This window comes from Psychrobacter sp. UBA6291, assembly GCF_002439405.1.
Classification (GTDB): domain Bacteria; phylum Pseudomonadota; class Gammaproteobacteria; order Pseudomonadales; family Moraxellaceae; genus Psychrobacter; species Psychrobacter faecalis.
Genome location: NZ_DJUD01000025.1, coordinates 122,213 through 137,363 on the forward strand (window position 1 = coordinate 122,213; position 15,151 = coordinate 137,363).

Here is a 15,151-nt window from a genome sequence, read left to right on the forward strand (position 1 = left end):
ACACGCCCTATTATACAAACATGAATAATTAAACCAGCCCTTTATACAGAAAATAAAATCCCACCACCGTTAATAATACCGCAAAGCATTTTTTTAATAGTTCTGGCGATAGTATATGAGCGACTTTTGCGCCTAATTTTGCGGTAAAAAAGCTCATAATACTAATGCCTAAAAAGGCATAAATATGTACAAAGCCAATGGTATTAGGCACATCGACTTGCTGCTGCATGCCAAAAAACATAAACCCTAATGCACCGGCTATAGCAATCGGCAACCCGCACGCCGCTGAAGTCCCAACCGCTTTTTGCATCACCACATTATAACGCGTGAGATAAGGCACGGTTAAGCTGCCACCGCCAATACCAAAGATAGCAGAAGCGACACCAATAACCCCGCCTGCTGCTAATTGCTTAGGTTTTGAGGGTAGTACTGGATTGGCGTAGTTGGCGCTACTGACATCATTAGCGCCACTAGAATGATTAGCAACAGGTTTTTTACCGGCAAAAAACATCTTATAAGCAACCCACAGTAAAAAAACCCCAACAATCAGCTGAAGATACAACCCAGATATCTGCCCTGCAATCCCCGCGCCTAAGAAACAACCTAGCGCTAAACCTGGTGCCAGATTTTTAAACACCGGCCACATCACAGCGCCTTTTTTATTGTGTGCCATAAGCGAGCTGATAGAGGTGACAATAATAGTCGCCAATGACGTCCCTAATGCTAAATGCATAATGCTGTCAGGGCTGTAATCCATTTGGGTAAAAACGACAAACAATAAAGGCACAATAATCGTGCCACCGCCCACACCAAAAAGCCCGGCAGCAAATCCTGCTAGCGCGCCTATTATTAAAAAAATGAGTATTTCCACAGGATAGTTACTTCTCAGTTAGCTATAGTTTTAGTTAAATAACAAGGGCTTTAAAAGTAGGTTAAGCGATTTCTGTTTGACCCACTTGATGGTACGAGCGATTGAAATACACCAAACTTTCATCGCTCACACCTTGTTTGATGGCGACCACGCGGCACATAAAAATACTGTGTGTGCCGACTTGTTGAATGTCATCAATTTCACAATCAAAACTGACCAGCGCATCCTCTAAAACAGGGGCACCTGTGGTTAATGTCGTCCAAGCACCGTGACAAAAACGCTCTTCTGAGCATAGTTTGGAGGCAAAGGCATTAGATATGGGTTCGTGCTGCGTACCTAAGACATTGACACTTAACGTTTTGTTTTCAAGAAAATGTTCGTGTGAGCGCGAGCTCTGATTCATACAGACCAGCAAGGTTGGCGGTGTATCGGTCACGCTACAGACCGCCGAGGCGGTAAACCCATGACAGCCAGAGTCACCTTTTGTGGTGATCACATTGACCGCTGTCGGTAATAGAGACATGGCATCTCTAAAATCAGTTGCTTCAATCATGACTTAACTCCTAAATTTTAATCTTTAAGTACTTTAATCTTTAAGTACATTGATAACTGAGGTCACTCATGGGTTTAAACAAGGTAAGCTTTGTTAAGAAATGCTAAACGCTAAGCTCTTTACGTACAATAGCTGCACCTGCGCTCAAGGCTTGTAATTTGCTGCGTGCAACTTGGCGAGATAACGGTGCCATGCCGCAGTTGGTCGAAGGATAAAGCTTATCTGCATCGACAAACTGCAGCGCTTTACGTAACGTATCTGCTACTTCTTCCGGTGTTTCGATATTATTGGTTGCCACATCAATGGCGCCGACCATTACCTTTTTACCGCGAATCAGTTCAATCAAATCCATCGGTACATGCGAGTTTTGACACTCCAGCGAGACAATATCGATATTTGACTGCTGCAATTTTGGAAAGGCTTGCTCATATTGACGCCACTCTGTCCCTAAAGTTTTTTTCCAATCGGTATTGGCTTTGATACCGTAGCCGTAGCAAATGTGCACCGCCGTTTCACATTTTAGACCTTCAATAGCACGCTCTAAAGTGGCAATACCCCAGTCGTTAACATCATCAAAAAACACGTTAAACGCTGGTTCATCGAATTGAATGATGTCCACACCAGCCGCTTCTAAATCTTTCGCTTCTTGATTTAAAATTTTGGCAAATTCCCAAGCCAATTTTTCACGGCTTTTATAATGACCATCATATAAGGTATCAATCATCGTCATTGGGCCGGGCAACGCCCATTTGATAGGTTGATCGGTTTGCGAGCGTAAAAATTTAGCATCGTCAACAAACACAGCTTTTTGGCGACTTACGCTACCCACAACTGACGGAACACTTGCCTCATAACGATTGCGAATTTTAACTGTTTCACGCTTTTCGAAATCGACACCATCAAGATGTTCAATAAAGGTAGTCACAAAATGCTGACGTGTCTGCTCGCCATCACTGACAATATCAATCTCGGCATGCAGTTGTTCTTGCAATGAAACCCGTAACGCATCTTGTTTGGCTTCGAGCAGTTGCTCGCCCTCTAAAGCCCAAGGTGACCAAATTTTTTCCGGTTCAGCTAGCCAAGACGGTTTTGGCAAGCTGCCAGCGGTTGAGGTTGGTAATAATCTTTGTGTCGATAATAACTTTTGTGTTGGTAATAGCAGTGTCATAACATTTATCTTCTTATTTATTGGTATTCTCATTCCAGCTAGATTGATAGTATTTAAATTGAACGTATCTAGGTTGAAAATAGTTAGGCAGCGTACTCTTTATCCGCACATGCTTCTGCCGCGTGCTCATTCACCTCATAGCTTGCCGCCCATTCTTCAAGAATCGCTTGGTAAGGCTTGATAAACTGCTCGTGCGTAAACTTACCTTGCTTCACTGCCATCTGGCTACGCTCTTCACGGTCATAAACGATTTGCGTGAGTGAATAATCTTGGTACTTCAAACTGGGCTGATATACCTGACCTGCCGTCGAGTTGGCATTATAAATTTCAGGACGGTAAATCTTTTGGAAGGTTTCCATAGTTGCAATCGCACTGATGAGCTCAAGATCGGTGTAGTCACTCAGCAAATCACCAGCAAAATAAAACGCTAAAGGCGCAACACTACCAGCAGGCATAAAATAGCGCACGGTTAAGCCCATTTTATGAAAATAATCGTCAGTTAAAGAATATTCGTCTTGTCGGTATTCAACCCCTAACACCGGATGCTGGTTAATCGTACGATGATAGGTTTTACTGGTCGATACACTTAGGCAAATCACCGGCTGTTTATTAAACTCAGCTTGATAGGCTTCTGAATTCAATAAATACTGAAACAGTTTGCCATGTAAGTCACCAAAATCTGCCGGCGGTGGCGATGACGGGTTTTTATCGAAATGCTCTAATAGGACAACGCTAAAGTCATAATCGCGTACATAAGAGGAAAAACTATTACCAATCATACCGTCGATACGGGTATTGTCTTTATGGTCGACGATCGTGGTTTTTAGCGTTTCGATGACCGGAAAAGTATCGCCATTACCTTCAATATCTAAATCTGCTGAAATAATATCAACTTCAACAGAGTAACGGTCGGCGGTTGGGTTATCCCAATGCGCCAAAGCGTTAAAACGATTATTGATCATTCTTAGTGTTTTACGCAGATTTTCTTCACGCTGCTCACCGCGCGCCAAATTGGCAAAGTTCGTCGTCAGACGTGTGCTATCTGCCGGATGATAGTTTTCATCAAAACGAATGCTCGAGATGGAATATGTAAATTGTTTATTCATGATAATCCGCTACCCTATTCTCATTGTGTGAGATAAAACCAAATTTGTGTATGAGATAAATCATACCCGAACGCAGTCATGAATAAAAATGATACTATTTAAATCTAAGATGAGTTAAATTCACGTTGATAAGACAAGGTTATGGAATAGGACTTGGTAACTAGGAGCGTGGCAGAAGATTTTATGAATAATGATATTTTGAGTGATTTTTTTGCATTAGAAAATAATTAACGTGTTATATTCATATAAAAGAATATAAGGTAGTTAATTATGGATGACAAAAAATATCTCTGGCAGGCATTATGCGTGAGCGCTCTAATTTTTATATTAACAGCCATGCTTGCGGTTAGGTTTCTAGATATGTTGTAGTCAGCATGGCTTTAATTTGGGCTATGCCTTAAGTTTTGGCAATATTCTAAAAGTCGATCGTAATCCTAGTCCTTATGATTAACAGGGTGCAAAACCCTAAATCAACTACTTTCCGTGTGGTTGATCTAGCAGCTTTACCAGCACAAATTATTTTTCAATAACGACGCTTTCCTTCTCTTTACCATGCGGTATCAACCATTTGCCAAACCATCCTGATAAGTCGTCCATCAAGGTATAAACCACGGGAATGACTACGAGGCTTAATAGGGTTGAGGTGGCCAAACCACCCAATACCGCGGCAGCCATCGGACGACGGAAGGTAGGATCGGCATCTCCCCAACCAAAGACTAATGGCATCATGCCCGCACCCATCGCAATGGTGGTCATGATAATCGGCCGCGCACGCTTACGACAAGAATCGATAATGGCATCAAAACGCGCCAAACCTCGGCGCTGAGCAATCAATGCGTAATCGACCAACAAGATAGAGTTTTTGGTGGCGATGCCCATCAACATGATAAAACCAATCATCGATGGCATCGACAGACTACTTTTGGTAATCACTAAGCCGACAAAAGCGCCACCGATAGACAGCGGCAGAGCCATCAAAATGGTAAATGGCTGCAATATCCGCCCAAATAATAAAATCAGCACGCCTAAGATACAGACCACACCGACAGACATCGCAATCACAAAGCCACTAAATAGCTCAGCCATATTCTCGGCTTGTCCTTGGTCAATAATAGTAATAGAGGCCGGCAGCTGCTGCATACTGGGTATGGCTTTAACTGCTTGCACCAAGTCCCCAAGCTCGCCATTGGCAGGCTGCACGGTGATACTAATCGCCCGCTCACGATCAAGGCGGCTGATTTGTGCAGGTCCGGTACCAAAGTTTAACGATGCCACCTCACCTACCCGTACGCCTTGTCCCGGTGGTAAGGCGCTTGGCACATATAAGCCTTCTAATTGACTGACATTTTGTTTGGCAACATCTGGCAGGCGCACCACGATAGGAATCTGGCGTGTATCGAGATTGAGCTTAGATAACCGCTGCTCATAGTCACCAACAGTCGCCACACGTAAGGTAGTGGCGATATCTTGCGTGGTCACGCCTTTATCCGCCATCGCCAGTCTGTCTGGAGTTACCGTTAGCTCTTGACGCGGTAGACTGCGGTCACTGGTGACAGCGCCGGCACTTGGTAATGCACGAATCTCTGTCATTATTTGCTGCGCGGTTTGCTCGAGCAGTTGCGGATCGGTACTGGTCAAAGAAAAATTATAACCGGTCTCACCGCCACTCGATAAACCAACCGTAAAGCGTGCGCCGGGTACTTCTGAGAGCATGCTGCTTATCTGCCGTTCAATCTCTTGCTTAGAGGCACGCTCTGCGCGCGGAGCAAGTACGATATCTAAGCCCGCGATATTTTCAGCTTTGCCGCCTGAGCTGGCCTCTATTGCCGCTTGCGCTTCGCCTACCGAGGTAAAAATATGGCTCACTTCAGGCATGGCCAATATACGCTCACTAGCCATCGCCGCCACACGTTCGGTATCTTCTAGCGCTACATCTGGGGTTAGCTCAATCTCAACCCGCGTTTGGTCAATATCATTATCAGGAATAAAGGACGTTGGTAGTAATTTTACCAAAGCAAGTGATGCTACAAATAATATTAGCGTCGCACCCATGGTAATCCAGCGGTGATGCAGCGTCCAAGAGACCACTTTTAGATACCAATCCATGAGCGCGCTTTGTTTTTCGACATGCTTTTTTTCTGGTCGCAATATATAAGCGGCCATCATCGGGGTGATAAGACGCGCAACCATTAACGACGCAAATATCGATAAGGCGGCAGTCCAACCAAATTGCCGGAAAAACTGCCCGACAATCCCGCCCATAAAAGCTGTCGGTAAAAACACTGCAATTAGGGTAAATGTGGTCGCGACAACGGCTAAACCAATCTCATCAGCTGCTTCCATTGCCGCTTCATAAGGCGTCTTGCCCATGCGCAAATGGCGGATAATGTTTTCAACTTCTACAATCGCATCATCGACCAAGACCCCGATGACCAATGACAGCGCCAATAACGAGATAATATTAAGGCTAAATCCGAATAAGTACATCCCTAAAAAAGTAGGAATAACTGACAACGGTAACGCCACGGCCGCCACAAAAGTCGCGCGGATATTGCGTAAAAATAAGAACACCACGACGACTGCAAGTAAACCGCCTTCTATTAGCATGCGTAACGACGCTTGATAATCTTCAGCAATTGGCGTGGCTCTATCATAGACTTTTTCAATATCGATATTGCCGACATCGGCTGACAGCTTGGCAAGCTCGGCGTCAACCAGCTCCATCACTTCAACCTCACTGGCACCGCGCGAACGGGTGATATTAAATGCCACCACTGTTTGCCCATCAAGCTTAGCAATCGAGCTTGGGTCAGCAGCGCCATCGGTGATTTGCGCCATACGTCCAAGCGCTTGCGTACCACCCGTCGGCACCGCGACTTGTAAATTGTTTAAATCACTGGCACGTTCAACCGCACCAAGTACCCGAATGGTCTGGGTGGTCTTGCCTACTTCCGCTTCACCGCCTGAGCTGTCTTGTTGAATACCGGTGATTTGTTCTGATAACTGGGCGATAGGATATTTCAAACCGCTCAACGCAATTGGGTCGGCGGCAACGGTGATTTCACGTTGCAAACCACCGATGCGGCTAACGGTACTGACCCCTGGAATATCGGATAAACGCTTGGTGACCGTATCATCGACGAACCAAGATAAGTCCTCGACGTTCATATTGTCAGAGGCAACAGAGTAAGTGACGACGGGAAACCCGGCCGTTGAGACTTTGGTAATGATTGGATCATTGGCCGCAGCTGGCAAATCGCCACGTACCTCACCGACCGCCGAACGTACATCGTCGACTGCTTCTTGTATGTCTTTTTCTAGGACAAACTCGGTGACCATGGTCGCGGCACCCGTTTGTAGGGTGGTACGAATATGCTTAACGCCCTCAATACTGGTGAGCTTATTTTCTATTTTTTTGGCAATGTCGTTTTCGAGCTGCGATGGCGCGGCACCCGGCAAAGTGACGGTGACTACCACCGCTGGCAGGTCAATATCAGGGAATTGCTGCACCTTCATTTGCATAAAACCGTAGATGCCGCCCAAGGTCAGCAGCACAAACAGTAAGATGGCAATCAAAGGATTTCTAATCGAGTAAGCGGAGACATTTAAACTCATGAGCGTGCCTGCGTGGCTGTGCTCGTACTTGCAGTGTTTGCAACTTTACCAGTTTGGCTGCCTGATTTATCATTGGCGGTATTTAGACCATCAACGATACGTACCAAGTCGCCATCATTTAAAAAGCTACCGCCTTGCTTTACAAGTCGGCTGTCTGCCGGCAGTGGCTCTGTCAGCGCCACGTTATCACCAAAGCGCTCACCCAAACTCACGCGTTGTTGCTTGATACGGCCAATGTTTTGACCGTCTTGGCTCTTAATATTGGTCACTAGCATCACGTAATCATAGCCGTCATTACTGACGATAGCGCTATTGGGCACCGTTTGCGCGCTGGTACTACCCAATAAAAACTCGCCCGTTTGATACATGCCCGCGCGTACTTTTGAGTTTGGCGCAAGGCTAGCATAAATGGTGATTTGGCGATTATCATCGGCCGTTGGCGCAATACGATTAACTTTACCCATGACCGAATCGCCGGCTGGCAAGCTGACGCGCACTGGCGTACCGACACTGACTTCGCCGAGCAGCTTAGGATCGATATCCGCACGCCACTCTAAAATACCGCCTTTAATAATGGTAAATAATGGCTCGCCTCCAGCAACCATACCGACTTCCGCCATTTTTTCACTGATAACACCGCTGACTGGCGCGACCACATTGGCGTTTTTCACACTCAAGCGTTGGGTACTAAGACGCGCTTTCGACGCTTGCAAGGCCGCCTCTGCCTGTAGCTTTGAGGTACGATAGCGATCCGCTTCTTGCCTACTAATGGCATCTATCTCAATTAATGGCAGGACACGAGCGGCATCGGCAGTTGCATTGGCAAGCGTTGCTTCGGCTTCGGCAACATCGGCTTCCGCTTGCAAGACTTGCTGCTGCATGGCATCGGTATCAAATATTGCCAAGACTTGCCCCGCTTTGACCCGATCGCCCTCTTCAACCAACACCTGCTCGATAGCCACACCATTTACTTTAGGGCTGACATTGGCGACATCTTTGGCACTGATGGTGCCGTCAGCGCTTAAGGTATTGCCAATACTGTCTTGGCTTGGCATCACCGTTTCGACCGAAAGCACTGCCTGTTGATTGCTACTCTCTTTTGGGTCAGCGTTTGCGCTTTGTGCCTTGTTAGCCGCTGATGAATCAACACTCGCATCTTTATCGCCGCCCCAATACTTACCGACCAAAACCCCAATCACAAGGACTACGGCTAATACTGGCAATAACCACCAAGGATATTTCGATGATGATTTGGGCGCACGTGCATCCGCTTGGCGGTAAGGTGGTAGCTCTGGTTCAACTGGTCGCTGGTTGTCTTCAACATCGCTCATGATAACTCTCTGTCAATACAGGCAATTAGAAAGGGTATAAAGTTAGAAAATTATAGCTAAAAAAGGGGCTGTTTATGATTACAATAGTCTATAAATTTATTGAGGATAGCATATATTAAGTCATCATCTTATTTTTATATATCGTGTTTTAGCTTCGTAAGTCTGCTTCTATTAATAAAGGATGGGCGTAAAACTGACCAAGCGAAACGGATAAAAATTACAAATAATCAGAACATCTCGTTAATGAACTTAAATAGGCTGGTATTACCTTCTAACTTCTAGATAGCCTATAAAACCCATAAGAAAAAGCCATTATCTTTAAAAAAATAATGGCTTTTTTAGGAGAGTTGATGACAGAGAATTGGCTCAGTTACTAAGCAAGCGTTAATTATTAAGCATTGGTATAGCGACTGGCTTCTGGCATCCAGCGATGGATAAGTTGGCTGACGTCCGCTTTACGTGTTGGGTCAGAGATAAGATGTTTCGCTAGGCGCTGCGCAATGGCAAATAGTTGCTCATCGCGGATAAGGTCGGCCAAATAATAACCGACGTTACCGGTTTGACGTTTGCCTAACAGCTCACCGGGGCCGCGTAGCTCCAAGTCTTTTTGCGCAATCACAAAACCGTCGGTGCTGTCACGCAGCACATTTAAGCGCTCCGTACCCGTCTCCGACAGCGGCTTTTGGTATAACAGTACGCAGAAACTTTTGGTCGAACCACGCCCAACCCGCCCGCGCAACTGATGTAGTTGTGATAATCCCAAACGTTCAGCATTCTCAATCACCATGAGTGAGGCATTAGGTACATCAACCCCAACTTCGATGACTGTTGTCGCAATCAATAAATCTAATTTGCCCGCTTTAAACTCTTGCATAATGGCTTGTTTATCAGCAGATTTCATTTTGCCATGTACCAAGCCAATGCGAATATCTAAGCGCTCATTTAAATCTTCATAAGTCGCTTCTGCTGCTTGCGCATCAAGCACGCTTGATTCTTCTACCAATGAGCAGACCCAATACGCCTGCCTACCTGCCTCACAATTGACCGCAATACGCTCAATGACTTCGTCGCGGCGGTTACGGTCAATCGTCACCGTGGTAATTGGCGTACGCCCCGGAGGCAGCTCATCAATGATGGACGTATCCATATCGCCATACACACTCATCGCCAGCGTCCGCGGTATCGGGGTTGCCGTCATAATCAGCTGATGCGGAGTACTATTGGCCACGCCCTTATTGGTCAAGGCCATTCGCTGCTCAACGCCAAAGCGGTGCTGTTCATCAATAATGACCAAGCCCAATTTAGCAAATTGCACCTGCTCTTGGAATAAGGCATGCGTACCAACCACCACTTGCACCGTATTTTCTGCTACCGCTTCTAACGCTTCGCGGCGCTGCTTGGCGGTTTGCTTACCAGCCAGCCAGCCAACGCCGACCCCTAACGGCTCAAACCAGTTTTTAAAATTGACCAAATGCTGCTCTGCTAAGATTTCTGTTGGTGCCATGACCGCAACCTGCCAGCCACTATCGAGTGCATAGCCCGCCGCGCCTGCAGCGACCAAGGTTTTGCCTGCGCCCACATCGCCTTGTACCAGTCGGAGCATCGGAATAGAAGTCGCCATATCAGCCGTGATGTCTTTCATGACGCGTTGCTGCGCACCGGTTAAATCAAACGGCAAGGCGGCAAATAACTGATCGGCAAGCGGGCTATTCATCGTACACTTGGGGGCTTTATGCTGATGCAATTGCTGACGGCGATATAACAGACTAAGTTGATGCGCGGTTAATTCTTCAATGATTAATCGCTGACAGGCAGCATGGGTGCGGGCGCTTAGTTGCGTAAGCAGCTGATATTGTCGACCTGCATCGGTATAAGTCGGCGGCGTATGCAGCAATACCAAGGCTTCAAATATCGTTAGGTTATAAACGTTTTGATTAGCCATGTCATTAACTGCAGTTGTGTGGCCAATATTGCTTATTGAATTGTCAGGCACACGACGCGCAAGGGTTGAGAATATATCGTCTGGAAAATCATCGTCTGCCATTGCCAGTTTAGCAGGCTCGAAAGGTGCTAACGGCAAATCAGCAACCACAACAAAGTCAGCAGGCGTGAACAAGGTCATCGGTAAGCCTTGGGTGCGCACCGTTTGCAGCGCAAGCTTGATTAGCGTACGCAGCTTATTTTGATGTAAGCCTTTCACGCTCGGATAAATCGGCTGTAAGCCTGTATTGACGATGGCTTCATTACTACTGATCACTTGATATTCAGGATGATGTATCTGCTTACCGTAACGACTGACCTTTACTTCACCAAATAATTGCAGCTGCGTGCCAAGACTCATCGTTTGCGCAAGGCCGCGATACACCTTAAAGAAACGCAGCGATATCGTGCCAGTATCATCATCAACCACCACGGTCATACCACTACGCTTGGTATCGACATGCACCACCCGTCCTGTAATCAAGGCAGCTTGCCCATGCGCCACATCGGCTATCGATACCAATCGGCTACGATCTTCATAATCACGCGGTAGATGCAGCAGCAAATCAAAAATGCGCTTAATACCTAACTGGGACAATTGCTCCGCCACTTTTGGCCCCACGCCCGCCAGTGCCGTCACCGGCATATCGAGCGCGAAAACGGGCATCTCAGGCCTTATAGCGTCTGCTGAGTTCAAGGTAGGAGTGCGGCTAACCGATGTGGGCATCAATAATCCTAATGATGGTTATGATTTAACGTATATTTGGTCTTATAAAAGCTATAATCATCAACCTCTATAAAAATGCAGTCAGAGTGATTATAACTGACAAGCGACTTGCCTATGCTAAGCTATTTAACGATATGGCGTCTAGCTGATTTCTCAGTAAGCGACTGATGAATGGCTTATCGTATACCTCTTTATTGCTCTATGGTGATTTTTGCATATGTTTTTATCTACTCATTATAATGGCTATCGTCATTTATCATTCTTGCTGCGATTTAGTATGCTTGGCATATTGGGCGTGTTCATTAGTGCTTGCCAAAGTTTACCGCCAGTTATTGAAACCGGCGCACCTATAGAAAACCAGCCAAAGGTCGCCTTAGTCTTAGGCGGCGGCGGTGCCAAGGGCTTTGCCCATATTGGCGTGATTAAAGCCTTAGAAGAAAACGGTATCACGCCAACGCTAGTGGTCGGTACCAGTATTGGTGGTCTGATTGGCAGCTTATATGCCAGTGGTTATAACGCCAAGCAGCTTGAACAAATGGCGTTAAATACTTCTGACAGTGAACTAACAGATTTCACTTTATCCAATCAAGGCTTTATCGAGGGTATTAAGCTAAAAAACTTTATTAATGCAAAAGTTGGCGGACGCGCTATAGAAAATTTTCCAATATCTTTTGCCGCCGTCGCTGCCGAAAAACACACGCTAAAAAAGGCCGTTTTTAGCAGTGGCGATGCCGGACTTGCGGTGCAAGCATCTTGCAGCGTACCCAATATTTTTATCGCGCCGCGCATTCCTGAAAAGATTGGTAAAAAATATGTCGATGGTGGCGTGGTCAGCTTAGTACCAGTCGACACCGCCCGTGATTTAGGGGCCGATATTATCATCGCCGTTGATGTGACAGCGGCGAATGCTAATAGTCCTGCTAATAATAAGATACCGACTATCAATTCATTAAGTAGTTTTTGGGGTTTTCTTGAAAGCAATATCGTCACCAATTTTTCTAACGCAACCAATGTTACGAGTGTTAGCCAAGCAAGCACCAAGCGTTCGACAGCAATGCGCCGTGAACGTGAGCGCGCTGATATTATTATTATCCCCGATATCGGTCATATTAGCTCGCTAGATACCAGCCAACGACGCGCGCTAATGACAGCTGGTATGCAAGCCACCACCCCGCAGATTGCCGCCATTAAGCAACTTATGAAAGACAAAGCCCAGCAAGAAAAAGGTCTTGTAGAAAAGCTGCCAAGTAAATATGCCACGCTTTAATTTCAAAAGCACATTCAGCTGGTAAAAGCCATTTTACCAAATCTGAGTTAGTAAGTTGTTTATAAAAAAAGCACCACAGCCTAGACCTTAGACTGTGGTGCTTTTCGATTCGGCAGGCATTAGATAAATAACAAAAAACAGACTTATTTAACGCGTGCACGATATTTAACCACAACGGTATCATTCAAACCAACGCCTTCTAAATCCCAACGTACCGCTTTATAGTATTTTAACGGAATTTCTTGCAATTGATTATCAACCTTACCGCGTAATGGCATACGGGCAAAAGTATTGCCGTCAGCACTACCATAAGGGAAGTCAGGAGAAACGGCACGTAGCAATTCTACTTGCTCAGGAATACTCATAGTGACGGTCATTTTACGTACGCGATCAGCATTGGTATTGGTAAAGTAGCCTTGATATTCTAAGACATTCCCTGACTGCAGGCGCGTATTGGCATTGACTGGAACCAGTACTTCCTGACCATTTGCATCAACACTAATCAATGAGGCGGTGATTTTACTATTGACCGCTTGCGCCGTTGAAGTGCTGACTGGGTTGGCATTCGACTGGATTGCCACTGAATTATCAACGGCTTGCTCTGGCGTTGGCAACATTGCTGAAGCCTGCGTCACTGCCATCACGCCAACGAGCGTACCAGCGACAACATGAAATAAGCGGTGGCCGCTCCACGCACTGAATGGGTTTGCAAAATGGTTACTTTTCTTCATGACATTCATTATCCCTAGTTAATGTATCGGTAAAACAGTATAGCGGTAAAACAATTTGTTAATAAAGCGTCGGTCAACAACATGGTTATTTTTATCAATTATCTGCGTAAGCTGGTGCTAAAGCAATAGCGCTTAGCATAACAAAAAGCGTTTGGCGGTACACCAATCCCGTGTTGAGGTTGTGTATATCATCTATTTGCTACCAAGATTCATTAAAGTGGCTAAAATAAAAGATAGCTCATAACGGTGTTTTTTGCTATGGTAATTCATTAGCGACACGCTTTTGCTGTCACGCTCTTTTTCTTATTCTAACAACTATTGCACCCATTATGACTACTAGCGCCATGCCACAAATTAATCCTGAATACGTACACTGGTTCCGCAACTCTGCCCCTTACATTAACACCCATCGCGGTAAGACTTTCGTGATTATGTTTGGCGGTGAGGCGGTCAATCATCCCAATTTCAGTACCTTGATTCATGACTTTGCTTTATTGCATAGCTTGGGTATCAAACTGGTACTGGTACACGGCGCGCGACCGCAAATCGAAAAAAACTTGAAAGATGCGCAGATTACTTCTCCCTTACATAAAGATATTCGCGTGACCCCACGTGTTGCTATGCCGGCTATCTTACAAGCGGTTGGTGCGATTCGTTTGCAAATCGAAGCCCAACTGTCGATGGGCTTAGCAAACTCACCCATGTACGGCTCGCGTATTGACGCGGTTTCGGGCAACTTTGTCACCGCCCGTCCTTATGGAATACGTGACGGCGTTGATTATCAGATGACTGGTGAGGTGCGCTCAATCGATGTCGAAGCCATTAAAAATAACCTGTTACATGACCATATTGTGATTTTAGGCTCGATGGGTTATTCAGCAACGGGTGAAGTTTTCAACTTATTGGCGGAAGATGTAGCGCTTAGTGCGGCTGTGGCGCTCGGTGCTGATAAGCTGATATTCTTAGGCGAAGAAGCCGGCATCAATCATGACGACCGCTTGTTGCGTGAGATGATTCCAAATGAAGTCGACCGCTTTTTACGCGATCGTGATTTAAATTGCGAGATTAATTACTTCTTAAGCTGTGCTAGCAATGCTTGCCGTCAAGGCGTACATCGCACCCATATCATCTCTTATGCCAAAGATGGCGCGTTACTCGAAGAGCTATTTACCCGTGATGGTTCTGGCACCTTGATTAGCCATGACCCGTATGAAGAGATTCGCCGTGCTGATATTGACGATGTGGTTGGACTGCTTGAGCTACTAACCCCGCTAGAACAACAAGGTATTTTGGTAAGCCGCTCGCGCGAGCGCTTAGAACAAGAAATTGACCACTATAGCGTCATTGAGCGTGATGGTATGATTTTGGGTTGTGCCGCGCTTTATCCACTGGATGCAGATTCAGCGGAAGTGGCTTGTGTGGCGGTGCATCCTGAATATCGTAGTGGCAGCCGCGGTGCTGACCTGCTGGCGTTTTTGGAGCAACAAGCGCGCAGCCATGGTTTACATAAGTTGTTCGTCCTGACCACTCGTACTGCACATTGGTTTGTCGAGCAAGGTTTTGCGGAAGTTGATGCTGCTGCTTTACCGGAGGCGCGCCGTGAAAAATACAATAACGGTCGCAATTCTAAAGTCTTCCAAAAAACACTTTAATTTAAAAACACTATAAGTAATTAGCGATTAATCATCGACTGGCCGAATTAGCGTACAGCAAAAAGCCCTCATACACTATGAGGGCTTTTTTATTGTTTTTAACCGCTTTAAACTAAAGGGGTAAAAAAACTTAGATTAACACATGAAGTG

10 protein-coding genes are annotated in these 15,151 nt (G+C 45.9%); 2 read left to right on the forward strand and 8 right to left on the reverse strand.

Translation table 11 applies throughout. The annotated features are described in order from the left end of the window. Window positions 1–28 precede the first annotated feature (28 nt). The 7 genes from B3R91_RS04760 to recG form a co-directional block, all read right to left on the reverse strand. Window positions 29–871, reverse strand: coding sequence for a sulfite exporter TauE/SafE family protein (locus B3R91_RS04760; RefSeq protein ID WP_144297455.1), 843 nt, complete (start codon window positions 869–871; stop codon window positions 29–31). Between the two features lie 61 nt (window positions 872–932). Continuing rightward, window positions 933–1,424: a flavin reductase gene (locus tag B3R91_RS04765; protein ID WP_286796677.1), complete on the reverse strand. Its 492-nt coding sequence runs from the start codon at window positions 1,422–1,424 to the stop codon at window positions 933–935. Between the two features lie 103 nt (window positions 1,425–1,527). Further along, on the reverse strand, window positions 1,528–2,592 hold the full coding sequence (locus B3R91_RS04770; protein WP_286796678.1) for a methionine synthase: 1,065 nt from the start codon (window positions 2,590–2,592) through the stop codon (window positions 1,528–1,530). 83 nt (window positions 2,593–2,675) lie between these two features. Beyond that, entirely contained in the window at window positions 2,676–3,698 is a 1,023-nt protein-coding gene (locus B3R91_RS04775) for a DUF1852 domain-containing protein (protein WP_286796679.1), read from the reverse strand. 516 nt (window positions 3,699–4,214) lie between these two features. Further along, complete coding sequence (locus B3R91_RS04780) at window positions 4,215–7,313, reverse strand: efflux RND transporter permease subunit (RefSeq protein WP_286796680.1); 3,099 nt, start codon at window positions 7,311–7,313, stop codon at window positions 4,215–4,217. Then, window positions 7,310–8,644, reverse strand: coding sequence for an efflux RND transporter periplasmic adaptor subunit (locus B3R91_RS04785; RefSeq protein WP_286796681.1), 1,335 nt, complete (start codon window positions 8,642–8,644; stop codon window positions 7,310–7,312). The genes B3R91_RS04780 and B3R91_RS04785 overlap by 4 nt, the downstream gene beginning before the upstream one ends. A 391-nt stretch (window positions 8,645–9,035) precedes the next feature. Further along, window positions 9,036–11,351, reverse strand: a complete 2,316-nt coding sequence (recG, locus tag B3R91_RS04790) for an ATP-dependent DNA helicase RecG (RefSeq protein ID WP_286796682.1) — start codon at window positions 11,349–11,351, stop codon at window positions 9,036–9,038. Between the two features lie 217 nt (window positions 11,352–11,568). On the opposite strand from recG, the gene B3R91_RS04795 reads away from it, so the two are divergent. Continuing rightward, window positions 11,569–12,618 (forward strand): patatin-like phospholipase family protein, encoded by a 1,050-nt coding sequence (locus B3R91_RS04795; protein WP_286796683.1) that lies wholly within the window; start codon window positions 11,569–11,571, stop codon window positions 12,616–12,618. A gap of 143 nt (window positions 12,619–12,761) precedes the next feature. Here the strand turns inward: B3R91_RS04795 and B3R91_RS04800 are convergent, their stop codons facing one another. Further along, entirely contained in the window at window positions 12,762–13,349 is a 588-nt protein-coding gene (locus B3R91_RS04800) for a hypothetical protein (RefSeq protein WP_144298015.1), read from the reverse strand. 329 nt (window positions 13,350–13,678) lie between these two features. On the opposite strand from B3R91_RS04800, the gene argA reads away from it, so the two are divergent. After that, window positions 13,679–15,001 carry an amino-acid N-acetyltransferase gene (gene argA, locus B3R91_RS04805; RefSeq protein ID WP_191692313.1) on the forward strand — a complete coding sequence of 441 codons (1,323 nt, stop codon included), beginning with the start codon at window positions 13,679–13,681 and terminating at the stop codon, window positions 14,999–15,001. Window positions 15,002–15,151: the final 150 nt, after the last annotated feature.